The sequence below is a fragment of the Microbacterium awajiense genome (assembly GCF_039536545.1).
Classification (GTDB): Bacteria; Actinomycetota; Actinomycetes; order Actinomycetales; family Microbacteriaceae; genus Microbacterium; species Microbacterium awajiense.
The window spans coordinates 57,946-82,834 of the sequence record NZ_BAAAYU010000001.1; the positions used below are offsets into that span (position 1 = coordinate 57,946).

Consider the following 24,889-nt stretch of genomic DNA (forward strand, 5'->3'; position numbering starts at 1 on the left):
GAAGGGGGCACGTCATGATCCTGGTTCGTCAAGAGATCGGCGAAGTCCTCCGCGACTTCCGCCAGCAGAAGGGTCGCACGCTGCGACAGGTCGCCAGTCGCGCGAGTGTCGCGCTCGGCTACCTGAGCGAGGTCGAGAGAGGCCAGAAGGAGGCCTCCAGCGAGATCCTCGCGTCGGTGGCCGAAGCCCTCGACGTGCCCATCTCCACGATCATGCGCGAGGTGGGCGACCGACTCTCGGTGCTCGAGGGCCTGCAGACGTTCCCCGATGTGGTGCCGGACGATCTGGTCGCCTCGGTCGACGCCGAACTCTCGCTGCGCTGAGCCGCACCCCGGATGCGTCGCAGCGAATTCGAACGCGCCGTCGTCGCCGAGTTCGGCTCCCGCGCGCCGGCTCTTCTGGCAGACCTCGCCCTTCCGGCGGTCGGCGACCTGACCGCCGCTCAGGCGATCGATCGCGGTGTCGCGCCGCGCGAGGTCTGGATGGCGCTGTGCGAGGAGGCCGATGTTCCGCCCTCGCGCCGTCACGGCGCCGGGCGCCTCGAACCGCGTCACTGATCCCCGTCCGACTCGGCGTGTCGGTGTCGAAGATGTGTTCGATGTCCGCGTAGTCTCCTGCACAGCAGGTGTCGTCCGCCTGTCTGTCCACAGAAGGGGCAGGGGAACCGGCGATGTCGGAACCCACTCCTAACGTGAACGATGTCGAACGACACCACACGCCTTGTCGCAGCATCCGGGTCACCGGGCTCGGAGCGCGACAGCCTACAGGCGACGGAACGCGAGCAGAAGGAGCACGCCATGCCATCACCCGCTGACCGCGAGAAGGCCCTCGAATCGGCCCTCGCCCAGATCGACCGGCAGTTCGGAAAGGGCTCGGTCATGCGGCTGGGCAGCGACGAGCGTGCCCCCGTCGAGGTGATCCCCACCGGATCGATCGCCCTCGACGTCGCCCTCGGCGTGGGCGGTCTGCCGCGCGGCCGCATCATCGAGATCTACGGTCCCGAGTCGTCGGGTAAGACGACGCTCACTCTGCACGCCATCGCCAACGTGCAGCGCGCCGGCGGCATCGCCGCGTTCATCGACGCCGAGCACGCGCTCGACCCCGACTATGCGCAGAAGCTCGGCGTCGACATCGACTCGCTGCTCGTGTCGCAGCCCGACACGGGGGAGCAGGCCCTCGAGATCGCCGACATGCTGATCCGCTCGGGTGCGATCGACCTCGTCGTGATCGACTCCGTCGCCGCCCTGGTGCCCAAGGCCGAGATCGAGGGCGAGATGGGTGACTCCCACGTCGGACTGCAGGCCCGTCTCATGTCGCAGGCGCTGCGCAAGCTCACCGGTGGCCTCAACCAGACGAAGACCACCGCCATCTTCATCAACCAGCTGCGCGAGAAGATCGGCGTGTTCTTCGGCTCACCCGAGACCACGGCGGGCGGCAAGGCGCTCAAGTTCTACGCCTCGGTGCGCCTCGACATCCGCCGCATCGAGACGCTGAAGGACGGCACCGACGCGGTCGGCAACCGCACCCGCGTCAAGGTCGTCAAGAACAAGATGGCCCCGCCCTTCAAGCAGGCGGAGTTCGACATCCTGTACGGCGTCGGCATCTCACGCGAGGGCAGTCTCATCGACTTCGGCGTCGAGCACGGCATCGTCAAGAAGTCCGGCGCCTGGTACACGTACGACGGCGAGCAGCTCGGCCAGGGCAAGGAGAACGCCCGGAACTTCCTCATCAAGAACGACGACATCGCCGCCGAGATCGAATCGAAGATCAAGGACAAGCTCGGCATCGGCGCGGCGCGACCGACGGATGCCGCCGTCGCCGACGAGCTGGCGGCTCGCCGCCCCGCGTGATGTCCGGCGGGCACGACGGCACAGAGCGGCCCGCAGAACAGGGGATGGCCGGGAGCGAGCACGTCGATGACGCGCTCGCTCCCGTCATCCCGCTGTTCGCGGGCGCACCCGAGAGTCCGCCCACGATCGACACCGCGGATGCAGAGACGGTGGCATCGGCAGAGGTCCGTTCCCGTGCCGAGAAGGCGCTGCTGAAGCGCCTCGTCTCCCGTCCGCTCTCGGTTTCGGAGGCGCGGGACTTCCTGGCAGCGCGCGAGGTCGGCAGCGCCGACGTCGACGGGATCATGGAATCCCTGCTCGACTACGGCTACCTCGACGACGCGGCGCTGGCCGAGCAGCTGGTGCACGTCGGCGTCGAGCGGCGCTCGCAGGGGCGTCGGGTCATCGCCCAGACGCTCGCACGGCGCGGCATCCCGCGCGAGGTCGCCGCGGCAGCGCTCGGAGCACTGCCCGACGACGACGCGGAACGGGCGCTCGAGACCGCACGGGCCAAGGCTCGCTCGATGTCCGGACTCGACCGCCAGGTCGCGCTGCGCCGTCTGCTCGGGCAGCTCGGGCGTCGAGGATTCGGCGGGTCGACGGCGATGTCGGCGGCGCAGCAGGCACTCGACGAACTGTGAACTCGCACGCCCCTCGCCCATGACAGACTGATCCGACGCGCGTCCGTCGTGACGGAGGAGAACATGTCGATCGAGGTCGAGGGGCTGACCAAGCGGTACCGGCACGTCACAGCGGTCGATGACCTGAGCTTCGAAGTGCCCGACGGCATCGCGTTCGCCTTCCTCGGCGCCAACGGCGCCGGCAAATCGACGACGATCAACTGCGTCACCACCGTCATCCCGTTCGACAGCGGCGCCGTCCGCGTGTCGGGACTCGATGTGACGCGGCAGGGCGAGAAGGTGCGCGAGAAGATCGGCGTGGTCTTCCAGGAGTCGCTGCTGGACCCTGCGCTGACCACCCGTGAGAATCTCCGGCTGCGCGGCATCCTCTCGCGCGTCGATCCCAACCGGGTCGACACCCGCATCGACACGCTGGCCGAGCTCATCTCGCTCGGCGGCTTCCTCGACCGGCCCTACGGTCGGCTCAGCGGCGGTCAGCGGCGCCGTGTCGACATCGCGCGTGCGCTGCTGCACGAGCCGGCCATCCTGTTCCTCGACGAGCCGACCGCGGGCCTGGACCCGGCCAGCCGGCAGATCGTCTGGCGGGTCATCCACCGGCTGCGGGAGGAGAGCGGACTCACGGTCTTCCTCACCACGCACTACATGGAGGAGACGGAGCAGGCCGATCGCGTCTGCGTCATCGACCGGGGGCGCATCGTCGCCGACGACACGCCCGCTGCACTGCGGGCCCGTCACAGCCACAGCATCCTCTCGGTGACCTCCGCCGACCCCGGTGCGCTGGTCCGTCTGGCGCGCACCCACGGGTTCGACTGCCACGTCGACGACGACCAAATCGCCGTCTCCGTCGACGGCTCGCAGTCCGCCCGACGGCTGCTGGCCGAGCACGGTGAGGGCGTCCTCGACTTCGAGTTCCGTCACGGTCGGATGGACGACGTGTTCCTGGCTCTGACCGGTCGCACACCCGACGGCGACGAGCCGGACGGCGAGGACCGCGCATGAGGATCGTCGGCGCCATCGTCCAGCGGAACCTGCGGCTGTTCTTCCGCGACCGCATGAACGTGTTCTTCTCGCTGCTCGGCGCGCTCATTCTGTTCGTGCTCTATACGCTCTTCCTCGCTCGACTTCAGATCGACGCACTCGGCGAGACCTTCCCCGCGGCGACCGAAGGCGAGACCCGTGCCTTCGTCGACTCGTGGATGTTCGCGGGGATCGTGATGCTCACGACCATCACGACCGGCCTGGGCGCGTTGGCCACCCTCGTCGACGACGGCGAATCGGGTCGCTTCCGCGATTACCTCGTCTCGCCCGTCACCCGCGGGCAGCTGGTCCTGGGCTACCTGCTCGCGGCCGTGATCGTGTCCGTGGTGATGTCGATGCTCGTCCTCGTGCTGAGCATCCTGTACCTCGGCATCGTCGATCAGACGTGGCTCGATCCCGAGACCGTCGTGCGCATCGCCGGGATCACGGTGCTGTGCTGCCTCGCCTTCACCGCGCTGTCGGCACTCATCGTCTCGTTCATCCGCACGACCGCCGCGTTCGCCGGGTTGGCGACGGTGATCGGCACCGTGCTGGGCTTCGTCGCAGGCGCGTACATCCCGGTCGGATCACTGCCGGAAGCGGTCGCCGGAACGATCAACGCACTTCCTTTCGCCCAGGGGGCGATGCTGCTGCGGCGCGAGTTCACCGAGGGCACGTTGACCGACATGGCCGGCGACAGCACCGAGGCCGTCGACACCCTGCGCGAGTTCTACGGGATCGACGCCTACGTCGGCGATCTGCTCGTGCCCGCCGGTCTCGCCTTCCTCGTGCTCGTGGTCATGGCCGTCGGCTTCACGGCGCTGTCGGCGGGTCGCATCCGTGCCCGCATCCGCTGAGCGGCGTCCCAGGATCGCCGACATAGGCTGGCTGGTGATGCCCACTCCACGCCCCGCTCTGCGCCATCGCACGCGTCCGGTCGCGCGCGCCGCCGTGATCGCCGTCTGCGCGACGCTCACGCTCACGCTTGCGGGATGCGCCGCGGCATCGCCCACGACGACCTACACGGATGCGTCCGGTCAAGAGGTCACCGTCGACTGGAGCGACTATCCGGCCCATGCCGGGATCGACGCCGACGCCGTGCTCGAGGCGCCGGTCGCCGAAGACGTCGAGGCACGGTGGGAGATCATCCGCGCCGCGGTCGTCGACGCCATCGACGTCGCACTCGACGGTGCCCTCGACGACGCGTCGTGGTCGGAGCGCGGCGACGGCGGATGGACCGACGAGATCGGCAACGGCTACGGCGGCCAGTCGATGCTGTCGACGTACAACTCCGGCAGCTGGGAGGCCGAGATCGTGCTGCCCCGCGAGGACTGGGACCGCGTGATCGCGGCCGCCCAGGCCGAGCTCGCCGAGTGGGGCATCACCGGCGTCGGTCCCGAGCCCACCGAGGTTCCCGAGTGGCTCGATTACGGTGACTTCTTCGAGGGACCGGAGTTCGTGAGCGTGGCGGTGCAGGATGCCTCACTCGATGCCGACGCGCACTCCGGTGCCCTCGAACGCGGATGGCTCGTGAGCGGCATCTCGCTGTTCTACGGCATCCAGACGATCAGCGAAGCCGATCGCGCCGCGTTCACCGCCGCTGCGGCCCCGTTCGCCGGACTCGAGCGCCCCGAGCCGACCAGCTCGGACTGAGTCGACCGGTCTCTCGGCCGCGGCTCGTAGAATGGCGGGACCATGTCTTCCCCGTCCTCCGCCCCGACGCTCATCGCGCCGTCCGACGCCGCGCACTCGGCCGACGGCACCGCTCGAACCTACGAGGTGCGCACGTTCGGGTGTCAGATGAACGTCCACGACTCGGAGCGTCTGTCCGGCTCGCTCGAGAGCGCCGGCTATGTGCGCGCCGACGAGGGCGCCGAGGCCGACGTCGTCGTCATCAACACCTGTGCGGTGCGCGACAACGCGGCGGGCAAACTGTACGGCACGCTCGGACACCTGAAATCGCGCAAGGACCGGCACGACGGCATGCAGATCGCCGTCGGCGGATGCCTTGCGCAGATGGACAAGGATGCCGTGCTCGACAAGGCGCCGTGGGTCGATGTCGTCTTCGGCACCCACAACATGGGCTCGCTGCCGAGTCTGCTCGAGCGAGCCCGTCACAACGGCGAGGCAGAGCTTGAGATCCTCGAGTCGCTCGAGGTGTTCCCGTCGACCTTGCCCACCAAGCGCGACAGCGTCTACAGCGGCTGGGTGTCGATCTCGGTCGGCTGCAACAACACGTGCACGTTCTGCATCGTGCCGAGCCTGCGCGGCAAGGAGAAGGACCGCCGGCCCGGCGACATCCTGAACGAGATCCGCCTCCTGGTCGAAGACGGTGCGCTCGAGGTCACCCTGCTCGGTCAGAACGTCAACAGCTATGGAGTCGAATTCGGCGACCGGCAGGCGTTCGGCAAACTGCTGCGCGCCGCCGGTGAGATCCCCGGGCTGGAGCGCATCCGGTTCACCAGCCCGCATCCCGCCGCGTTCACCGACGATGTCATCGACGCGATGGCCGAGACGCCTGCGGTGATGCCGCAGCTGCACATGCCGCTCCAATCCGGCAGCGATCGCGTTCTGCGGGCGATGCGCCGGTCATACCGCAGCGAGCGGTTCCTCGGCATCCTCGACCGGGTGCGCGAGCGCATCCCGCACGCGGCGATCTCGACCGACATCATCGTCGGGTTCCCCGGCGAGACCGACGAGGACTTCGAAGACACGATGCGCGTCGTCGAGCAGGCGCGCTTCGCGAGCGCGTTCACGTTCCAGTACTCGATCCGCGAGGGCACCCCCGCGGCGACCATGCCCGACCAGGTTCCGAAGCAGGTCGTGCAGGAGCGCTACGAGCGGCTCATCGCGCTCCAGGAGCGCATCTCGCTCGAAGAGAACCAGAAGCAGGTGGGCCGCGAGCTGCGGGTGCTCGTGTCGACCGGCGAGGGCAAGAAGGATGCCGAGACGCACCGGCTCACCGGACGCGCCGAAGACAACCGTCTCGTGCACTTCGAGGTGCCCGCCGGATCGGGCAGCCCGCGGCCCGGCGACGTCGTGAGCGTCGTCGTCACGCACGCCGCTCCGTTCCACCTGCTCGCCGACTCCGCCGACGGTGCACCCCTGCGGATCCGCCGGACGTCGGCCGGAGACGCCTGGGATCGCAGCCAGGCCGAGTCGTGCGGTGTGCCCTCGTCGCCCGATGCCGGTGCTCCGCGTGCGGTGTCGCTCGGACTGCCGACGCTGCGCGTCGGGCGCGCCTGAGCGAAGGGCGCAGCTCGTGAGCGAGGACGCGCGCAGCGCGACCGAGACGCCACGCGAGCCTCGTCTGTGGGCTGTCGTCGGCGCGACCGGCACGGGCAAGACGGCGCTGTCGCTCGAGATCGCCGACGCGCTCGCGGCACGCAGCATCCCGGCCGAGATCGTCAACGCCGACGCGATGCAGCTGTACCGGGGCATGGACATCGGCACGGCCAAGCTGCCCCCGGCCGACCGACGCGGCATCCCGCACCACCTGCTGGACGTGCTCGAGGTCACCGACGAGGCGGCGGTCGCGTGGTATCAGGATGCTGCGCGCCGCGCGATCTCGCAGATCAACGACCGCGGCGCCGACGCGGTCCTCGTCGGCGGGTCGGGCCTGTACGTCTCGGGCACGGTGTTCGACTTCCGCTTCCCGCCCCACGACGACGCCCTTCGCGCCGAACTCGAATCAGAGCTCGCCGCGCAGGGTCCGGGGGTGCTCTACGCGCGCCTGCGCGACCTCGATCCTCATACCGCCGAGCGGGTCGACCCCCGCAACGGGCGCCGCATCGTGCGGGCGCTGGAGGTCATCGCGCAGGGGGAGCGCACCCACGGCGCCGCCCTGCCGGACGAGCCCGCCCTGTGGCATCCCCGCACCCGTCTCATCGGCGTCGGGGTCGCCCGCGACCGCCTCGTGCCACGGTTGGACGCCCGCGTCGCAGACATGTGGCGTGCCGGACTGCTGGACGAGGTCGCCGTGCTGCGCGAGCGCGGGCTCGAGCGGGGGGTGACCGCGCAGCGCGCGATCGGGTACGCCCACGCGCTCGCCCAGCTGCGCGGCGAGCTCACCGAAGCCGACGCGATCGCGCAGACGCAAGCGCTCACCCGGCGGTACGCCCGGCGGCAGGTGGCCTGGTTCCGCCGCTATCGGGCTGTGCAGTGGATCGAGCCGGGGTCGAACGCCGCGGACCTGGTCGCAGCCGGCTCCTTCTAGACTGGACGCATGCCGACTGTCGCATTCACCAAAGGTCACGGCACCGGCAACGACTTCGTCGTGATCCCCGACGCCGACGGCACGCTCGACCTCTCGGACGACCAGGTCGCGATCCTGTGCGACCGGCGGTTCGGCATCGGCGCCGACGGCACGCTGCGGGTCGTGCGCTCGGCGGCCATCGACGTGGGCGCCGAGGCCGCGGCATCCGGAGCCGAGTGGTTCATGGACTACCGCAATGCCGACGGCTCGGCCGCCGAGATGTGCGGCAACGGCATCCGCGTCTTCGCGCGCTATCTCGTCGACGCCGGTTGGGCGAGCCTCGACGAGCCGTTGCGGATCGGCACACGGGCGGGCGTGAAGACCGTCACGGCACATGAACTCGGCTTCGAGGTCGACCTCGGCCCGTGGCGCGTCGACGACGACGTGGACGACGTGCTGGTTCGCGCGAAGGGGCTGCCGGTACCGCGTCCTGGGGCGGGTGTCGACGTCGGAAATCCGCACGTGGTCGTCGCCCTGCCCGACGATGCCGAGCTCGAGGGCATCGACCTCACGGCGCAGCCGATCCTGACGCCGTCTCCCGAGCGGGGCGCGAACGTCGAATTCGTCGTGCCTCGCGATCCGCTCGTGCACGAGGGCGTCGGCGGCATCCGGATGCGGGTGTTCGAGCGCGGCGTCGGGGAGACCCTCAGCTGCGGGACCGGGGTGGCGGCCGCCGCGCTCGCGGTGCGGCACTGGGCCGGACCCGCCGCCCCCGACCGCTGGACGGTCGAGGTGCCGGGGGGATCCCTGGGTGTGCGGATGCACGATGTCGACGGCCGGTCGCACGTGCTCTTGGCGGGCCCGGCGACCTTCGTCTATTCGGGCGAGGTCGCGCTGGCGTAGTGGGCCCGACCGGTCGTCAGGGCAGGTCGATCGCCGCGCTGGACGGCGTGCCGTGCCGCCGCACCTTGAGCACGCGGAATCCGCGCGCCGTCGCCGACCGGTAGACGCTGTACCCCTGGGGGAAGGTTGCGGCGAGCCACCGTTGCAGCGAATCGGACCCGAGGTTGCGGGCCACCACCAGCCAGGCATCCGAGCTCTCGTCGAGACGGGGGATCCAACGCTCGAGCAGGCCGTGCAGCTCGCTCTTGCCGACGCGGATGGGAGGGTTCGACCGGATGGTGCGGAACGCGATGTCATCGGGAACATCATCGGGCGTCACGGCGTTGAGGTTGTCGAGTCCGAGTTCATCGGCGTTGCGGCGCACGAGGTCGAGGGCCCGCTCGTTGACGTCGACGGCCCACACCGTCGCGTGCGGGGACTCGAGCGCGAGGCACAGCGCAATGGGACCCCAGCCGCAGCCGAGGTCGAGCAGATGACCGCCCGGCGGCGGAGGCGGCGTGTTCGCGAGCAGAACGCTCGTGCCCGTGTCGAGATGGTCGGGGCTGAAGACGCCGGAGGCCGTGGTCAGTTCGAGCTCGCGTCCGAGCAGATTCACGCGGATGCGCCGCAGATTCTCGGCACTGGCGGGGGTCGCACTGAAGTAGTGATCGCTCCCCATGGCTGACGAGCGTAGCGGAGGACCCTCCCCGTGCGGGAGGCTAGAGTTTACGGATGCTCCGGGCCAGGGGCAGCCGAGGAGTGCGAATGACCGATACCACCACCCACGACGACACCGGCATGCCGACCGACCCGGTCGAGCGCGTGTTGTCGCGTGCCCAGGCGCGTTCGGGCGTGCGGGTGTTCGGGTCGGCGCAGGCGCTGCAGGACGCGAGCACGATCGTCCAGGCCGACACCGACGGCGACCAGTGGGATCGCGAGGAGCGCGCCGCGCTGCGCCGGGTCCCGGGCCTGTCGACAGAGCTCGAAGACGTCACAGAGGTCGAGTACCGGCAGCTGCGGCTCGAGAACGTCGTGCTCGTCGGCGTACACCCGCAGGGCGAGCAGGAGGATGCGGAGAACTCGCTGCGCGAGCTCTCCGCCCTCGCCGAGACCGCGGGGGCCATCGTGCTCGACGGGGTGCTGCAGCGGCGACCCCATCCGGATCCGGCGACTTACGTCGGCCGCGGCAAGGCCGAGCAGCTGCGCGACATCGTCGCCGCGGTCGGCGCCGACACGGTGATCGCCGACACCGAGCTCGCGCCGAGCCAGCGCCGTGCGCTGGAGGACGTCGTGAAGGTCAAGGTGATCGACCGCACCACCGTGATCCTCGACATCTTCAGCCAGCACGCCAAGAGCCGTGAGGGCAAGGCGCAGGTCGAACTCGCCCAGCTCGAGTACCTCCTGCCGCGTCTGCGCGGTTGGGGTGACTCGATGAGCAGGCAGGCCGGCGGCCAGGTCGGCGCCGGAGGCGCGGGCATGGGCTCGCGCGGCCCGGGCGAGACCAAGATCGAGCTGGACCGACGACGCATCCGCACACGCATGGCTCAGCTGCGTCGGCAGATCCGCGACTTCGAGCCCGCGCGCGACGCCAAGCGCGCAGAGCGGCGCCGCAACACGATCCCGTCGGTCGCGATCGCCGGGTACACCAACGCGGGCAAGTCCAGTCTGCTCAACCGCCTCACCAGCGCCGGAGTGCTCGTCGAGAACGCGCTGTTCGCGACGCTCGATGCCACCGTGCGCCGCAGCGAGACGACGGACGGTCGGGTCTACACGCTCACCGACACGGTCGGCTTCGTGCGCAACCTGCCGCACCAGCTCGTCGAGGCGTTCCGCTCGACGCTCGAGGAGGTCGGCGACTCCGACGTCATCGTCCACGTCGTCGACGCCTCGCATCCCGATCCTGCGGCGCAGCTGTCGACGGTGCGCGATGTCATCGGCGAGGTCGGAGCCCGCGACACCCGCGAGCTGGTCGTCTTCAACAAGGCCGACCTCGTCGACGACGACACGCGCATGCTGCTGCGCGGTCTCGAGCCGTCGGCGCACTTCGTGTCGTCGCGCACCGGCGAGGGCATCGCCGGGCTGCGCGCCGCCGTCGAGGACGCGCTGCCGGTGCCGGCTGTGGAACTGCACGCGCTCGTGCCGTACGACCGCGGAGAGCTCATCTCGGCGATCCACGAGCAGGGGATGCTGCTGTCGCAGGCGCACGAGGCCGACGGCACCGCCGTGCACGCCCGGGTGAACGAGCACCTCGCCGCGCGACTGGCCCCGTTCGTCCGCTGACCTGGCAGGGCACCTCTACTTCTTCCGTCGAGCGGACCCGAATGCACGCCAGACGCGGCGTGTCGCGGGCATTCGGGTCCGCTCGACGAGGGGCGGGGGGGTCAGGGGGTCGACAGGTCCAGCGGCGCGATCCCGGACGGGGCGAACCCGAAGACGGCCCCGAGGAACGACAGCTCGCTCTCGAGCGCGTCGACGACGGTCTCGGCGCGACGGAAGCCGTGCCCCTCACCCGGGTACAGCACGTACGCGTGCGGCACGCCGCGGGATGCGAGCGCGTCGCGGATCGCCTCGGCCTGGGAGGGGGGCACGACCGCGTCCTCCGCTCCCTGCAACAGCAGCATCGGCACGTCGAAGCCGTCGGCGTGCGTGAGCGGCGAGCGCTCGATGTACAGTCCCTCGGCTTCGGGCAGCGGACCGATCAGCCCGTCGAGGTAGCGCGCCTCGAAGTCGTGCGTGTCGGTCGCGAGCGTGCGCGCATCGCCGACGCCGTAGCGCGAGATCCCTGCCGAGAAGGCATCCGTCCGCGCGATGGCGCACAGCACCGTCCACCCGCCGGCCGAGCCGCCGTCGATCGCGATGCGCGCCGGATCCGCGCCGGCATGCCCGCGTGCCACCGCCGCCACGTCGTCGACGTCGACGACGCCCCACATGCCGCGCAGGCGCTCGCGGTACGCGCGGCCGTACCCGGTCGAGCCGCCGTAATTGACATCGAGCACACCGATGCCGCGACTGGTGAAGTACGCGATCTTGCCGGATGCCGCGCCGCCGACGTGGCTGGTCGGTCCGCCGTGCACGAGCACGATGTACGGCGGCTTCTCGTCGTCGGCACCCGAGAACACCGGGTTGGTCGGAGGGAAGTCGAAGGCGTGCACCGGACCATGCGGGCCGTCCACGGTCACCTCGCGGGCGATCGGCGTCCACTCCGGCTCCCACGCGGGAGTGCCGCCGTGCACCAGCAGGGGGTCGGCGGGGTGGTCGACGTCGACCACCCACAGCCCGGGGGCGTGGGCCGTGGTGCCGGCCACCAGGACGCGCGTGCCGCGGACGTCCTCGATCGAGGCGCCCGCGATGACGCCGAGATCGAGCTCGGACTCGACGCCGGTGGCGGGATCGATCACGACGACGCGGTCGCGCCCGTGGGTGCGCACCGCGACGATGCGGCCGTCGTCGAGCGCGCCGTACCAGCGCAGCCCCAGCACCCACAGCGGTCCGCCCGTGTCGGCATCCGCCTCGGCGACCGGCGAGTGTCGCAGATCCGCCGTGAGTCGCAGCCGCCAGAGGTTCCACCGTCCGGTCGGGTCGTCGCTGTAGAGCAGGTCGTTCTCGCCGATCCACGTCGGCTGCAGCGGCGCGCTCGCGCCTCCCGCGACGGTGGCCCACTGCACCACGACGCCGTCCTCGAGGCGTCCCACGCGCAGCTCGGTCGTGTCCCACGGCATCGAGGGGTGATCCCACGCGACCCATGCGAGGTGCGACCCGTCGGCCGACAGTGCCGGCTGGGCGAGGAAGTCGCTGTCGGCCGCGACCGAGATCAGTGCGTCCGCGTCGAAGGCCGCGCGACCGTCGAGAGGGATCTCGACGATGTCGCGCACCGGAACGGGGGCCCGGCGGTGGTCTTCGCGCACCGCCAGCAGGCGGCCGGAGGCGACGACCAGTCCGCCGAACCGCATCGACGAGTCGGGCGGCGTCAGCGGTTCGGGCTCGCCCGCACCGGGGGCGAGCACCCACACCCGCTGATCGGCCTTCTCGACGAACAGCAGGCGGCCCTCGGCATCAGCTGCCCACGACCCACCGCCGTACTCGTGCACGCGCGATCGCGCGTTCCACGGGGCGGGAAGGACGACGGATGCCTCGCCGTCGGCACCCCGGCGGAACACCCCCGTGCGTCCCGCCTCGGCGGGCACGGTCATTCCCCACCAGATGTCATCGCCGACGAAGCGCGCTCCGTCCACACGGGGTGCGGATGCCGTCACCTCCTCGGCGCTGAGCGGGGAGGGCCAGGATCCATAGGGCAGCGTCGTCACGCCTTTACGCTACGACCTGTCGCGTCGGCGTGGGCGGCCTCGGTCTCGTCCGCTGCGGCTTCCGTCTCGACCCCCTCGGCCTCTGGCGGCGCTGCCGCCACCACGGGGTCGTCGTCGGGCGAGCGCTGCACCAGCACCGCGACCAGCCACACGAGCAGGGCGAGCACGACGACGAGGATGACGTCGCCGAACGAGAGCGGGCGCAGCAGGAAGAGCGAGAGGATCGCGATCACCAGGATGATGATCCTCACCAGCACGCGCTGACGGTACATCCACTCGCCGAAGGCGCCGGTGTCCAGTCCTCGTCGACGCAGACCGGTGCGCGCGCCGGCCGACAGCGACGCGGCGAAGCCGCGCACCCGCGCGGCCGACGACCATCTGCCGGCGAGCCATGCGGCGACCGCGATGACGAGGCCGAGGAACACCAGCACGACGGCCGTGTCGCGCATCGCGCCGACCACCGTGAAGAAGATGGTGTCGAGCGTGCGCGAGGGAATGCCCAGATTGCCGGCGCTCAGCCCCAGCACCGCGCCCGCGGCAGTGAGGCCGATGGCCAGCGCCCCCGAGCCGAGTGCGAGGGCGATCCCCACGCCCATCGATGCGGTCGAGCGTCGACGGGCGATGAGGATGCCGGCGATCGCCAGCGCCAGTGCGACCACGGGCAGCCACCAGCCGACTGTGACGGCGAGTCCGTAGACGGTGCCCACGATCACCAGCGCGTCCGACTGCGCGACGATGATCGTCGTGTCGATGGCCGGGATCGCGGAGGCGAACCCGAAGCCCTGCTCGACGAGACGGTCCTTGAGCTCATCGACGATCGGTCCGAGCTCGATGCCGACGGCGCCCGATCCGTCGATCGTCACGGCGCCGCCCTCGTTTCCGGTCGCGGTGGCCACAAGCGCCCGATGACTGGCGATCAGTGCACGCTGCCAGACGGCTGCGAAGGCATCCGACTCCACGATGCGCGTCACCGACGTGTCGATGAGGCTCTGCACTCCCGACACGGCCGGCGCCCGCAGCAGGTTCAGCGCGGAGATGGCCGAGGGCGGAAGGTCGAGCCCGGCGATGCCGTCGAAGACATCGTCCGTGATGCCCTCGATGTCGACGGATGCGTTGATCGCCGCGGTGGTCTGATCGATGACGAGCTGCTGAACATCGGGGTCTTCGGCGAGCGGGGCGAAGGTCTGGACGAACGCCTCTTCGCTCACCAGCTCGGTGCGCGCCCAGGCGCCCACGACCGACAGCGGCACCAGGATGCCGGCGAGCACGATGCACACGGCCGACAGGATCGCACGCCAGAGGCCGGGTCGCCGCTCGCGGGCAGGCGGCTCCGTCGTCGGCGGCTCGCCCGTGTCGGCAGCGGCGCGCAGCCGCTCGTTCTCGGCCTCGAGTTCGCGGATGCGCGCGGCGAGATCGACGGTGTCGGACGAGTGCGAGGAGTTGGCCATGCGGCCATTCTGGCGGATGTGGGCAGCCGCGCGGGGAAACCGCTCCGGATCAGACGGCGCGCAGCACGGCGACGACTTTGCCGAGCACGACGGCCTCGTCGCCGAGGATCGGCTCGAACGCCGAGTTGCGGGGGAGCAGCCATGTGTGGCCGTCGCGCTGACGGAATGCCTTCACGGTCGCCTCGCCGTCGAGCATGGCAGCGACGATGTCGCCGTTGACGGCATCGGACTGCACGCGCACGACCACCCAGTCGCCGTCGCAGATCGCCGCGTCGATCATCGAGTCGCCGACGACCTTGAGCATGAACAGGTCGCCCTTGCCTACCAGCTGGCGGGGGAGCGGGAAGATCTCCTCGATCTGCTCGTCGGCGGTGATCGGCACGCCGGCGGCGATGCGACCGACCAGCGGCACGAGTGCGGCGTCGCCCACCGCGGGGGCGGTGTCGGCGGGGTTCTCGGCCGCGGTTCCCGGCAGGTCGATCAGCACCTCCATGGCGCGCGTCTTCCCGGCGTCGCGGCGCAGATAGCCGCTCAGCTCGAGCTGGTTGAGCTGGTGGGTGACGCTCGACAGCGACTTGAGGCCGACGGCATCGCCGATCTCTCGCATGCTCGGCGGGTAGCCGTGACGCGCGATGGATCGCTGGATGACCTCGAGGATCGCCATCTGCTTGTCGCTGAGGCTGCGGCGGCGTCGCGTCTGCGGCTTCTCGCGCCCGATCGCGTCGTTCATGTCGTGCTCCCGTCTCGCCGCCCGTCACCGTCGACGACTGCAGCGGTCTTCGAATGTCGGAGGTGCGTGATGTGGTGTTCCCATCGAAACGGTATCCGATGGTCGGCCCCACGCGAGCGAAGCGCCCGCGTGTCGTGTTCCGAACATCGAGACCCGTTGTCGAGGTTGACAGAACGAGTGTATCGAAGATAGCTTCGGAAAAGAGCTTCGCATCCGGCCCTCCCGGCCGAGTGCCGGATGCGAAGCTCTCACCGCAGAAGGAGGAGACATGACCGCGATCGCGCTTTCCGCACATCCGACGATCCGCACCACCCGACTGCGTCTCACCGTGCGAGGTCGTCGCGTGCTGGCCGCCGTCGCGGCCCTGCCCGCCGCGGCCGCCCTCTCGTTCGCGATCATCGGCGGCGGAGCCGCGATCGCCGGTTCCGACGACGGGGCGCCGGCCGCCTCGTTCCAGACCGTGACCGTCTCGTACGGCGAGTCGCTGTGGTCGATCGCCGAAGAGGTCGCCCCCGGCGCCGATCCGCGCGACGTGGTCTATGCCATCTCCCGTCTCAACGCCCTCGACGGCGCCGCACTGCAGGTCGGGCAGACGCTCGCGATCCCTGCCGAGTACGCGGCCGACCGCTGAGGCCGCGCCCTAGCATGGAGCGGTGACAGCTCGACTCGACGACCTTCCGATCCGCGATGATCTGCGCGGGCAGACGCCCTACGGTGCTCCCCAGGCTCCGCTGCCGGTCGCGCTGAACGTCAACGAGAACACGCATCCGGTCCCGGAGGACGTCGCCGATGACATCCTCGACGCCGTCGCCCGCGCCCTCGGCGAGGTGAACCGCTACCCCGACCGGGAGTTCACCGCGCTGCGCGAGGCGTTCGCCGAGTACCTGGGCCACGGTCTCGACCGCGACGGCATCTGGGCGGCGAACGGATCCAACGAGGTACTGCAGCACGTGCTGCAGGCCTTCGCGGGCCCGGGGAGGACCGCGTTCGGCTTCGCACCCACGTATTCGATGTATCCCCTCCTCGCACGCGGCACCGGGGCCGAGTGGATCTCCGGCGGCCGCGCGGCGGACTTCTCGGTCGCGCCCGAGGATGCGGCATCCCAGGTCGCCAACGCCGCACCGGACGTCGTGTTCCTCTGCGCGCCGAACAACCCGACCGGTACGCCTCTGGACCTCGAGACCATCGCCGCCGTCTACGACGCCACCGACGGCGTCGTCGTCGTCGACGAGGCCTACCAGGAGTTCGCCCCGCGTGACACGCCGTCGGCGCTCACGCTGCTGCCCGGACGCGAGCGCATGGTCGTCTCGCGCACGATGAGCAAGGCGTTCGCGTTCGCCGGCGCGCGTGTCGGCTATCTCGCCGCCGACCCCGCTCTGATCGACGCTCTGCGACTGGTGCGGCTGCCCTACCATCTCAGCGCGCTCACCCAGGCGGCCGCGACCGCGGCGCTGGGGCATGCTGAGACCATGCTGCGGATGGTCGACGACATCGTCGGGCAGCGCGACCGCATCTCGGCCACGCTCGACGCCCTCGGCTACGAGCCGTACGAGTCCTGGACGAACTTCGTGCTGTTCGGCGGGGTCGATGATCCTCGCGCGACCTGGCAGGCGCTGTACGACCGCGGCATCCTCATCCGCGATGTGGGCATCCCGCACCACCTGCGGGTCACGGCCGGCACCGAGCAGGAGTCGACCGCGTTCCTCGACGCTCTCGCGTCGATAGACTCGGCGGCATGAGCACCCACCGCGCGGCCGCGCTTCGACGTGCCACGAGCGAGTCGACCGTCGAGCTCGAGCTCGATCTCGATGGGTCCGGTCGCAGCCGCATCGACACCACGGTGCCGTTCTTCGACCACATGCTCACCGCCTTCGCGAAGCATTCGCTCACCGATCTGACGGTGCGCGCCTCGGGCGACACCGACATCGACGCCCACCACACCGTCGAAGACGTCTCGATCGTGCTCGGGCAGGCGATCGGCGAGGCGCTGGGCGACAAGGCCGGCATCTCGCGCTACGGCGACGCGCTCGTCCCGCTGGATGAGGCGCTCACCCAGGCGGTCGTGGATCTGAGCGGTCGCCCGTTCCTGGTCCACACCGGTGAGCCCGACGGCTTCGAGCACCACCTCATCGGTGGGCACTTCACGGGCTCGCTCGTGCGCCACACGTTCGAGGCGATCGCGTTCCACGCCGCCATGACCGTGCACGTGCGCGTGATCTCGGGGCGCGACCCCCATCACATCGCCGAGTCGGAGTACAAGGCGTTCGCGCGGGCGTTCCGGCAGGCCAAGGCGCTCGACCCGCTCGTCGACGGCGTGCCCAGCACCAAGGGCGCTCTATGACCTCCAGGCCGCTCGTCGCGGTCCTCGACTACGGCTCGGGCAATGTCCACTCAGCCGTCAAGGCGCTCGACGCCGCGGGCGCCGATGCGCGACTGACCACGGATCGCGCTCTCGTCCTCGAGGCCGACGGCCTGGTCGTGCCCGGCGTCGGCGCGTTCCGGGCTGTCGCCGACGCGCTGCGCGCGACGCGCGGCGACGAACTCATCGACCGCCGATTGGCCGGCGGACGACCTGTGCTGGGCATCTGCGTCGGGATGCAGGTGCTGTTCGAGCACGGCGTCGAACGCGGCGACGACACCGAGGGACTGGGCGAGTGGCCGGGAGCGGTCACCGAACTCGACGCGCCGGTGCTTCCCCACATGGGCTGGAACACCGTCGAGGCGGGGGAGGGCTCCGTGCTGTTCCGCGGGATCGAGCACGAGCGCTTCTACTTCGTGCATTCCTTCGCCGCCCGGTCATGGCAGCTCGACGTTCAGCCGCCGTTCCCGCAGCCCACTCTGACCTGGTGCACATACGGCGGGCCGTTCCTCGCCGCCGTCGAGAACGGACCCCTGTCCGCCACGCAGTTCCACCCCGAGAAATCGGGGGAGGCCGGCATCCGCCTGCTCTCCAATTGGATCGGCGGGCTCCGCAGGGCTACTCTCTGAACTCGTGCCGTCCGCGGGAGCACCAGACACCGCCCGAACCCCGCGCCAGGAGCCATGAACGATTTCGCGTCCAGCCCGGAGCTGATCCTGCTTCCCGCCGTCGATGTCGCCGGGGGGAAGGCGGTCCGCCTCACCCAGGGTGAAGCCGGCAGCGAGACGAGTTACGGCGACCCCGTCGACGCCGCTCTCGAATGGGTCCGCCAGGGGGCCGCGTGGATCCACCTCGTCGACCTCGATGCCGCGTTCGGCCGGGGCAGCAACACCAAGGTCCTGCGCAAGGTCATCAACCAGGCCCGTGGCGTGCAGATCGAGCTGTCAGGCGGCATCCGCGACGACCGCTCCCTCGAGGCGGCGCTCGACAGCGGCGCGGCACGCGTGAACCTCGGCACCGCGGCGCTGGAGAACCCCGAGTGGGCCGCCGACGTGATCGGCCGCTACGGCGAGTCGGTCGCCGTGGGGCTGGACGTGCGCGGCACCACGCTCGCAGCGCGGGGATGGACCCGCGAGGGGGGCGACCTGTGGACGGTGCTCGACCGCCTCGAGGCCGCCGGGTGCAGCCGGTACGTCGTGACCGACGTCACCAAGGACGGCACCCTGCGCGGACCCAACCTCGAACTGCTGCGCGAGGTGACCTCGCGCACGCCCAAGCCCGTCGTCGCGTCAGGCGGAGTGTCGAGCCTCGACGACATCGCGGCGCTGCGCGAGCTCGTCCATCTGGGCGTCGAGGGCGCGATCATCGGCAAGGCCCTGTACTCGGGCGCATTCACCCTCGCCGAAGCCCTGGACGTGGCCGGACGGTGACCTCGCACGGCGATTCCGCCGGTGTGCCCTGGGAGGGGCGCAGCTTCGACGCGAATCCGCACGCGTCCGATGACGGCTCCGCCGACCCCGCGCTGGCCGCCGCACTGGCGTCCTTCCGCGCCGGCCACGGGTCGCAGCAGCAGGTCGTCGATGCCGTGCGCCGCGCTCGGCTGCTCATCCCGCTCGTCGCCGAGAAGGGCGACGCCGGTATCGGCGCGCACGACCTGCCCGTCGACAAGACCCAGGAGCTCGCCATCGCGACGGTGGCGGCGCCGGACGGTCGTCGTGTGCTGCCGGTCTTCACCGCGGTCGACACCATGGCGCGGTGGGATGCCGCGGCACGGCCGATCCCGGCGGACGGGCGGCGCGTGGCACTGTCGGCCTCGGCGGACGACACCGACCTGGTCGTCATCGACCCCGGCTCCGACACCGAGTTCGTGCTGCGTCGTCCCGCGGTGTGGGCGATCGCACAGGACCAGCCCTGGGAGCCTGCGGCGACCTCGCCCGAGGTGTTCGCCGGCCTGCAGGAGAGCATCGGCGGTGAGCTCGCCGTGCTCGACCTCGCCGTCGAGCAGGGCGATCCGCAGGCGCGCCTGCGCGGTCCCGAGCTGATCGTGCGCCTCCACCTCATCCAGGGCTTGGAGCCCGACGAGCTGGATGCCGTGCTCGCACGTCTGGCGAAGCGGTGGTCGTCCGATGACCGCATCGCCGTGCTCGTCGACTCGCTGACCGTCAAGCTGGTGCGGGCCGGCTGATCCGGATCGGCCCTTGCGGCACCTCCGACGCCGGGCCAGGATCGCGAGCGGAGGTGCACCATGACCGAGGGTGAACGGGACGGCTACGCGCCGTTCGAGGGCGCGCTGGATGCCGCGCATGCGCACGCGCGCCACTGGCTGACCACGAGGGACGAACGGCCGATCCGCCCCGACACCGACATCGACGGCATGCTCGCCCGCATCGACCGCACGCTCGCCGATGCGGGGCGCGATGCGGCATCCGTCGTCGACGAGCTGGCTGAGATCGCCGAGCCCGGGCTCATCGCGATGGGCTCGCCGCGGTTCTACGGCTTCGTGATCGGCGGGGCCTACCCGGCCGCGGTGGGCGCCGACTGGCTGGTGTCCGCCTGGGACCAGAACACCGGCTCGCGTCAGCCCACGCCCGCTGTCGCAGCGCTGGAGGAGGTCGCCGGCGCGTGGCTGCTCGACCTGCTGGGACTGCCCGAGCGCAGCGGCGTCGGCTTCGCCACCGGGGCCTCGGCGGCGAACTTCGCGTGTCTTGTGACGGCGCGCGATGCCGTGCTCCGCGACCGCGGCTACGACGCGTCGACGGGCGGTCTGCAGCAGGCGCCCCGCATCCGGCTGCTCGCCGGATCGGCCGTGCACACGTCGGTGGTGCTCGCCGGCCGGCTGGCGGGGCTGGGCGCGCCCGAGGTCGTCGGCGCAGACCGTGAGGGGCGCATCGACGTCGCGGGGCTGGAGCACGCGCTCGCCACCGACACCGGGGCCGCCACGATCGTCGCGCTGCAGGCGGGCGATGTGCACTCCGGCGCCTTCGACGACTTCGTCTCAGCGATCGCGGTCGCCCACGAGGCCGGAGCGTGGGTGCACGTCGACGGCGCGTTCGGGCTGTGGGCCGCGGCGAGCCCGCGGCTGCGTCACCTCGCCGAGGGCGTCGACGGTGCCGACTCGTGGGCGACCGACGCCCACAAGACACTCAACGTCCCCTACGACTGCGGGGTCGCCATCGTGCGCGACGAGGCGGCGATGGCGGCGTCTCTCGGCGCCCATGCCGCCTACCTGCCCGCGGTCGCCGCCGTTCCCGATCCGTACGATCGGGTGCCCGAACTCTCGCGGCGGGCGCGGGGGGTGCCGGTGTGGGCGGCCCTGCGCGCGCTGGGCCGAGACGGCGTCGCCGGCCTCGTGGACGGCCTGGCAGGTGCGGCATCCGCGCTCGCCGATGGATTCCGCGCCCTCGACGGGCTCGAAGTGCTCAACGACGTGGTCTTCACGCAGGTGTGCCTGGCCGCGAGCACCGACGAGCAGACGCTCGCCCTGGGGGAGTGGCTGCGCGACGAGGGCACCGTCTGGGCATCGTCATCGCACTGGAACGGTCGTGCCGTGGTGCGATTCGCCGTGAGCAACCACGGCACCGACGCCGAGGCGGTGCGCCGCACGCTCGATGCCGTCGCCCGCGGAGCGGCGGCCGTCGGAGGGCTCGATACACCGCGCCTGCGGCGCGGCGCGGCTCCTGAGTAGGAGCGTGCCGCGTGTATCGAGGGCGACCCTGCCGCGTCAGGTGACGGGGCCGGTCCACTTCTCGCCGGGACCCTGACCGATCGCGTCGGGGATGACCGATGCCTCGCGGAAGGCGAGCTGCAACGACCTCAGGCCGTCGCGCAGCGACCGCGCGTGCATGTCGCTGATCTCGGGCGCGCCCGCGGTGATGAGCCCGGCGAGCGCGTTGATCAGCTTGCGTGCTTCGTCGAGATCGGTCTGGTTCTCGGGGTCGTCGGCCAGCCCGACCTTCACGGCCGCGGCGCTCATGAGGTGCACCGCGGTCGTGGTGATGACCTCCACGGCGGGCACATCCGCGATGTCGCGGGTGGCGGATGCGGCCGCTTCGGCTTCGCGGTCCCACCGGGCCTGGCGGTCTTCCTCAGTCTGCGGGCTGCCGCCCGAGTCCGGAATCGTCGTCACGGGCATCCCTCTGCTAAACTATGGCGGGCTCCGGAGCGTTCTGCTCCGGAAACAAAGAGGATCGAATCCCACCCGCGCTTGCCGCTTCAGGCTACCGGGTCTCGCGCTCCGCCCCGAATCGCTCTGCGTCGGGGTCGTCAGGGTGCGGAAGCCGGCGCTCGAGCGTCGTGCCGGGTGGAGTCGATCCCCGGCCGCGACGCATCCCGTGTCGCGGCGGCACATCCGCACGAAGAGGAGTTCCGCATCAGCGATCCCCGCATCAATGAGCGCATCCGCGTGCCCGAGGTCCGACTCGTCGGGCCGAACGGCGAGCAGGTCGGCATCGTCCGGCTCGAAGTCGCTCTGCGTCTGGCACAGGAGGCCGACCTCGACCTGGTCGAGGTCGCTGCCAATTCGAAGCCCCCGGTGGCCAAGATCATGGACTACGGGAAGTTCAAGTACGAGGCCGCTCAGAAGGCCAAGGAAGCCCGTCGCAATCAGGCCAACACCGTCCTCAAAGAGGTGCGGTTCCGTCTGAAGATCGAGGCCCACGACTACATCACCAAGCTCAAGCGCGCCGAGGGCTTCCTCAAGGCGGGCGACAAGGTGAAGGCCATGATCCTCTTCCGCGGCCGCGAGCAGTCCCGCCCCGAGCAGGGCGTGCGCCTGCTGCGCAAGTTCGCCGAGGACGTCGCCGAGTACGGCACGGTCGAGTCGAACCCCACGATCGACGGCCGCAACATGACGATGGTGATCGCACCGCACAAGAACAAGTCCGAGGCGAAGGCGGAGCAGAACGCTCAGCGCGCCGCCAACCGCGAGGCCGCGCGTTCGGCGCGCACCGCCCCCGACGGGTCCGAGTAGGACCCCCGCACGCTCCCGCCGAAGAGTGGGGTACGACTCCCGCCCGGCGGGACGCACAACGAAGGAAGAAGAAGATGCCGAAGCAGAAGACCCACTCGGGCTCCAAGAAGCGCTTCAAGGTCACCGGTACTGGCAAGCTCAAGAAGCAGCAGGCCGGTATGCGCCACAACCTCGAGGGCAAGTCGAGCCGCCGCACCCGTCGCCTGAATCAGGACCAGGTGCTGTCGAAGGCCGACACCAAGGTCGCAAAGAAGCTCCTCGGGCGCTGACGCGCGCGAGTGCAGGTTAGGAACGAAACGAAATGGCTAGAGTCAAGCGGGCCGTCAACGCCCACAAGAAGCGTCGCGTCATCCTCGAGCGCGCCTCCGGTTACCGGGGTCAGCGCTCGCGTCTGTACCGCAAGGCGAAGGAGCAGGTCACCCACTCCCTCGTCTACGCGTACCGCGACCGCCGCAAGCGCAAGGGCGACTTCCGTCGCCTGTGGATCCAGCGCATCAACGCCGCGAGCCGCCAGAACGGTCTCACCTACAACCGCTTCATGCAGGGCCTGGGCCTTGCCGGCGTGCAGGTCGACCGTCGCATGCTGGCCGAGCTGGCCGTCAACGAGCCGGCGACGTTCGCGTCGCTCGTCGAGACCGCCAAGAAGGCGCTGCCCGAGAACGTCAACGCCGCCAAGACCGCGTAACGCGCTCTCCCGCTCGCCAAGGGGCGTCCTCCTCGTGAGGGCGCCCCTTGCGCATGCCTAGACTGAAGGCGTGCTGGAGAACCCCCGGTCGCCGCGCGTGCGCGCCGTCGCCAAGCTCACCAAGCGCAGCGCGCGCCAGGAGACGGGCCTGTTCCTGCTCGAAGGCCCGCAGGCTGCCCGCGAGGTGATCGCCTACCGCGCCGACTCGGTGGTCGAGCTGTTCGCGACGCCGACGGCGCTCGAAAAGCACGGCGACGTGCGCGACGCAGCTCGGGATGCCGACATCGAGGTGGTCTTCGCGAGCGAAGACGTCATCGACGCGATGGCCGACACCGTCACCCCGCAGGGGATCGTGGCGGTCGCGCGTCAGACCCCGACGAGCGTGCGCGATGTGTTCGCGGCATCCCCTCGACTCGTGGCGATCTGCGAGCAGGTGCGCGACCCGGGCAACCTCGGCACGATCATCCGCGCCGCGGATGCCGCCGGAGCCGACGCGGTCGTCCTCACTGGACGCACGGTCGACCCGTACAACCCCAAGGTCGTACGCGCGACGACCGGCTCGCTGTTCCACCTGCCGATCGCCGTCGGCATCGACTTGGCGACCGCGGTGGAGCGAGCGCACGCCGCCGGCGTCCGCGTCATCGCGGCGGACGTCGATGGCGAGGACTTCCTCGCCCGGCGCAGCGTGCTCGCCGAGCCGACGGCGTGGCTGTTCGGCAATGAGGCGCGCGGACTCGACGACGACGCGCTCGCGCTCGCCGATGTGTCGGTGCGGCTGCCGATCTACGGTCGCGCCGAATCGCTGAACCTCGCGACCGCGGCCAGCGTCTGTCTCTACGAGACGGCCTTCGCCCAGCGCGCGGCGTCGCGCGGGTGAGCCGTTCCGCGCCTGTTACGACTCGGTAAAGGTCGCGTCAACCTTCGTGTATCGCCGGGGTGGCCATGCCAGGCTGGCGGAATGGCGACACCGGATGCCCCTGCTCCCGCGCCGCGCACGTCGAACATCAATGTGCGACGTGGCGAGCCGCTGGTCGTGATCGAGCACGTCGACAAGCACTTCGGCGACCTGCATGTGCTGCAGGACATCAACACCGTCGTCAACCGCGGCGAGGTCGTGGTCGTCATCGGCCCCTCGGGCTCCGGCAAGTCGACGCTGTGCCGTGCGATCAACCGCCTCGAGACCATCGACTCGGGCGTGATCCAGATCGACGGCGTGCCGCTGCCCGAGGAGGGCAGGGCCCTGGCGACGCTGCGCGCCGACGTGGGCATGGTCTTCCAGTCGTTCAACCTGTTCGCCCACAAGACGGTGCTCGAGAACGTCACACTCGGCCCGATCCGCGTTCGTGGGATGAAGAAGAAGGCCGCCGACGAGAAGGCGATGGCGCTGCTCGATCGCGTCGGCGTCGCCAACCAGGCCAAGAAGATGCCGGCCCAGCTCTCGGGCGGCCAGCAGCAGCGCGTGGCGATCGCCCGCTCGCTCGCGATGGACCCCAAGCTCATCCTCATGGACGAGCCGACCAGCGCACTCGATCCCGAGATGATCAACGAAGTCCTCGACGTCATGATCGGCCTCGCCGGCGACGGCATGACCATGATCGTCGTCACCCACGAGATGGGGTTCGCCCGCAAGGCAGCAGATCGAGTGCTGTTCATGTCGGACGGCGCCATCGTCGAAGAAGCCGCACCCGACGAGTTCTTCACCAATCCTCAGAGCGAGAGGGCCAAGGACTTCCTGTCCAAGATCCTCGAGCACTGATGAGGATCGGCCGCGCGCGGCCGATCGCCGAAGGAACGGCCGCCACGAGCGGCCCGCACAGCAAAGGAACGAAG

28 protein-coding genes are annotated in these 24,889 nt (G+C 70.5%); 23 read left to right on the forward strand and 5 right to left on the reverse strand.

What is annotated here, in order from left to right:
* The first annotated feature begins 14 nt into the window (after positions 1 to 14).
* The 10 genes from ABD663_RS00290 (at position 15) to dapF (ending at position 8,585) form a co-directional block, all read left to right on the forward strand.
* Complete coding sequence (locus ABD663_RS00290; protein ID WP_055967997.1) at positions 15 to 323, forward strand: helix-turn-helix domain-containing protein; 309 nt, start codon at positions 15 to 17, stop codon at positions 321 to 323.
* A 12-nt stretch (positions 324 to 335) separates the two neighbouring features.
* Positions 336 to 557, forward strand: a complete 222-nt coding sequence (locus ABD663_RS00295; RefSeq protein ID WP_344735819.1) for a DUF3046 domain-containing protein — start codon at positions 336 to 338, stop codon at positions 555 to 557.
* Positions 558 to 797: 240 nt separating this feature from the next.
* Positions 798 to 1,850 carry a recombinase RecA gene (gene recA / locus ABD663_RS00300; protein WP_344735821.1) on the forward strand — a complete coding sequence of 351 codons (1,053 nt, stop codon included), beginning with the start codon at positions 798 to 800 and terminating at the stop codon, positions 1,848 to 1,850.
* A gap of 44 nt (positions 1,851 to 1,894) precedes the next feature.
* Positions 1,895 to 2,470 (forward strand): regulatory protein RecX, encoded by a 576-nt coding sequence (locus ABD663_RS00305; RefSeq protein WP_344735823.1) that lies wholly within the window; start codon positions 1,895 to 1,897, stop codon positions 2,468 to 2,470.
* A gap of 63 nt (positions 2,471 to 2,533) precedes the next feature.
* Positions 2,534 to 3,469 carry an ABC transporter ATP-binding protein gene (locus ABD663_RS00310; RefSeq protein ID WP_344735825.1) on the forward strand — a complete coding sequence of 312 codons (936 nt, stop codon included), beginning with the start codon at positions 2,534 to 2,536 and terminating at the stop codon, positions 3,467 to 3,469.
* Positions 3,466 to 4,344, forward strand: coding sequence for an ABC transporter permease (locus ABD663_RS00315; RefSeq protein ID WP_344735826.1), 879 nt, complete (start codon positions 3,466 to 3,468; stop codon positions 4,342 to 4,344). The genes ABD663_RS00310 and ABD663_RS00315 overlap by 4 nt, the downstream gene beginning before the upstream one ends.
* A 37-nt stretch (positions 4,345 to 4,381) precedes the next feature.
* Positions 4,382 to 5,140: a hypothetical protein gene (locus ABD663_RS00320; protein WP_344735828.1), complete on the forward strand. Its 759-nt coding sequence runs from the start codon at positions 4,382 to 4,384 to the stop codon at positions 5,138 to 5,140.
* A 42-nt stretch (positions 5,141 to 5,182) separates the two neighbouring features.
* Positions 5,183 to 6,733 (forward strand): tRNA (N6-isopentenyl adenosine(37)-C2)-methylthiotransferase MiaB, encoded by a 1,551-nt coding sequence (miaB, locus tag ABD663_RS00325; protein WP_344735829.1) that lies wholly within the window; start codon positions 5,183 to 5,185, stop codon positions 6,731 to 6,733.
* Positions 6,734 to 6,749: 16 nt separating this feature from the next.
* Positions 6,750 to 7,703 (forward strand): tRNA (adenosine(37)-N6)-dimethylallyltransferase MiaA, encoded by a 954-nt coding sequence (gene miaA, locus ABD663_RS00330; RefSeq protein WP_344735830.1) that lies wholly within the window; start codon positions 6,750 to 6,752, stop codon positions 7,701 to 7,703.
* A 9-nt stretch (positions 7,704 to 7,712) separates the two neighbouring features.
* Positions 7,713 to 8,585: a diaminopimelate epimerase gene (gene dapF / locus ABD663_RS00335; protein WP_344735831.1), complete on the forward strand. Its 873-nt coding sequence runs from the start codon at positions 7,713 to 7,715 to the stop codon at positions 8,583 to 8,585.
* A gap of 16 nt (positions 8,586 to 8,601) precedes the next feature.
* On the opposite strand, the gene ABD663_RS00340 is transcribed toward dapF, so the two are convergent.
* Positions 8,602 to 9,243, reverse strand: coding sequence for a class I SAM-dependent methyltransferase (locus tag ABD663_RS00340; RefSeq protein WP_344735832.1), 642 nt, complete (start codon positions 9,241 to 9,243; stop codon positions 8,602 to 8,604).
* A gap of 86 nt (positions 9,244 to 9,329) precedes the next feature.
* Between ABD663_RS00340 and hflX the strand changes: the two genes are divergently transcribed.
* Positions 9,330 to 10,844 carry a GTPase HflX gene (gene hflX, locus ABD663_RS00345; protein ID WP_344735833.1) on the forward strand — a complete coding sequence of 505 codons (1,515 nt, stop codon included), beginning with the start codon at positions 9,330 to 9,332 and terminating at the stop codon, positions 10,842 to 10,844.
* Between the two features lie 101 nt (positions 10,845 to 10,945).
* On the opposite strand, the gene ABD663_RS00350 is transcribed toward hflX, so the two are convergent.
* From ABD663_RS00350 to lexA, 3 genes are read right to left on the reverse strand one after another with little or no spacing between them, the layout of a single operon-like run.
* The gene (locus ABD663_RS00350; protein WP_344735834.1) at positions 10,946 to 12,868 is read right to left on the reverse strand and encodes a prolyl oligopeptidase family serine peptidase; all 1,923 of its coding nucleotides are present in this window, start codon (positions 12,866 to 12,868) and stop codon (positions 10,946 to 10,948) included.
* On the reverse strand, positions 12,865 to 14,316 hold the full coding sequence (locus ABD663_RS00355; protein ID WP_344735836.1) for a hypothetical protein: 1,452 nt from the start codon (positions 14,314 to 14,316) through the stop codon (positions 12,865 to 12,867). The genes ABD663_RS00350 and ABD663_RS00355 overlap by 4 nt, the downstream gene beginning before the upstream one ends.
* Positions 14,317 to 14,365: 49 nt before the next feature.
* Positions 14,366 to 15,046, reverse strand: coding sequence for a transcriptional repressor LexA (lexA, locus tag ABD663_RS00360; RefSeq protein WP_344735837.1), 681 nt, complete (start codon positions 15,044 to 15,046; stop codon positions 14,366 to 14,368).
* A gap of 268 nt (positions 15,047 to 15,314) precedes the next feature.
* On the opposite strand from lexA, the gene ABD663_RS00365 reads away from it, so the two are divergent.
* The 7 genes from ABD663_RS00365 to ABD663_RS00395 are packed head-to-tail and all read left to right on the forward strand — an operon-like array spanning position 15,315 to position 21,090.
* Complete coding sequence (locus ABD663_RS00365) at positions 15,315 to 15,677, forward strand: LysM peptidoglycan-binding domain-containing protein (protein WP_344735838.1); 363 nt, start codon at positions 15,315 to 15,317, stop codon at positions 15,675 to 15,677.
* 22 nt (positions 15,678 to 15,699) lie between these two features.
* Complete coding sequence (locus tag ABD663_RS00370) at positions 15,700 to 16,785, forward strand: histidinol-phosphate transaminase (protein ID WP_344735839.1); 1,086 nt, start codon at positions 15,700 to 15,702, stop codon at positions 16,783 to 16,785.
* Positions 16,782 to 17,387, forward strand: coding sequence for an imidazoleglycerol-phosphate dehydratase HisB (gene hisB / locus ABD663_RS00375; protein ID WP_344735840.1), 606 nt, complete (start codon positions 16,782 to 16,784; stop codon positions 17,385 to 17,387). The genes ABD663_RS00370 and hisB overlap by 4 nt, the downstream gene beginning before the upstream one ends.
* Complete coding sequence (hisH, locus tag ABD663_RS00380) at positions 17,384 to 18,034, forward strand: imidazole glycerol phosphate synthase subunit HisH (protein WP_344735841.1); 651 nt, start codon at positions 17,384 to 17,386, stop codon at positions 18,032 to 18,034. Before hisB ends, hisH begins: the two co-directional genes overlap by 4 nt.
* A gap of 54 nt (positions 18,035 to 18,088) precedes the next feature.
* The gene (priA, locus tag ABD663_RS00385) at positions 18,089 to 18,835 is read left to right on the forward strand and encodes a bifunctional 1-(5-phosphoribosyl)-5-((5-phosphoribosylamino)methylideneamino)imidazole-4-carboxamide isomerase/phosphoribosylanthranilate isomerase PriA (RefSeq protein WP_344735842.1); all 747 of its coding nucleotides are present in this window, start codon (positions 18,089 to 18,091) and stop codon (positions 18,833 to 18,835) included.
* Positions 18,832 to 19,590: an SseB family protein gene (locus ABD663_RS00390; RefSeq protein WP_344735843.1), complete on the forward strand. Its 759-nt coding sequence runs from the start codon at positions 18,832 to 18,834 to the stop codon at positions 19,588 to 19,590. Before priA ends, ABD663_RS00390 begins: the two co-directional genes overlap by 4 nt.
* A 60-nt stretch (positions 19,591 to 19,650) precedes the next feature.
* Complete coding sequence (locus tag ABD663_RS00395) at positions 19,651 to 21,090, forward strand: pyridoxal phosphate-dependent decarboxylase family protein (RefSeq protein ID WP_344735844.1); 1,440 nt, start codon at positions 19,651 to 19,653, stop codon at positions 21,088 to 21,090.
* A gap of 36 nt (positions 21,091 to 21,126) precedes the next feature.
* Here ABD663_RS00395 and ABD663_RS00400 read toward each other — a convergent pair whose 3' ends face one another.
* Positions 21,127 to 21,531, reverse strand: coding sequence for a DUF1844 domain-containing protein (locus ABD663_RS00400; protein ID WP_425561741.1), 405 nt, complete (start codon positions 21,529 to 21,531; stop codon positions 21,127 to 21,129).
* Between the two features lie 183 nt (positions 21,532 to 21,714).
* Between ABD663_RS00400 and infC the strand changes: the two genes are divergently transcribed.
* The 5 genes from infC (at position 21,715) to ABD663_RS00425 (ending at position 24,815) form a co-directional block, all read left to right on the forward strand.
* Positions 21,715 to 22,374 (forward strand): translation initiation factor IF-3, encoded by a 660-nt coding sequence (gene infC / locus ABD663_RS00405; RefSeq protein ID WP_344736893.1) that lies wholly within the window; start codon positions 21,715 to 21,717, stop codon positions 22,372 to 22,374.
* Positions 22,375 to 22,448: 74 nt separating this feature from the next.
* Positions 22,449 to 22,643 carry a 50S ribosomal protein L35 gene (gene rpmI / locus ABD663_RS00410; RefSeq protein ID WP_344735845.1) on the forward strand — a complete coding sequence of 65 codons (195 nt, stop codon included), beginning with the start codon at positions 22,449 to 22,451 and terminating at the stop codon, positions 22,641 to 22,643.
* A gap of 32 nt (positions 22,644 to 22,675) precedes the next feature.
* Positions 22,676 to 23,059, forward strand: coding sequence for a 50S ribosomal protein L20 (gene rplT / locus ABD663_RS00415; protein ID WP_344735846.1), 384 nt, complete (start codon positions 22,676 to 22,678; stop codon positions 23,057 to 23,059).
* Between the two features lie 70 nt (positions 23,060 to 23,129).
* Positions 23,130 to 23,936 carry a TrmH family RNA methyltransferase gene (locus ABD663_RS00420; protein WP_344735847.1) on the forward strand — a complete coding sequence of 269 codons (807 nt, stop codon included), beginning with the start codon at positions 23,130 to 23,132 and terminating at the stop codon, positions 23,934 to 23,936.
* Positions 23,937 to 24,017: 81 nt separating this feature from the next.
* Complete coding sequence (locus ABD663_RS00425) at positions 24,018 to 24,815, forward strand: amino acid ABC transporter ATP-binding protein (RefSeq protein ID WP_425561742.1); 798 nt, start codon at positions 24,018 to 24,020, stop codon at positions 24,813 to 24,815.
* The last annotated feature ends 74 nt before the right edge of the window (positions 24,816 to 24,889 follow it).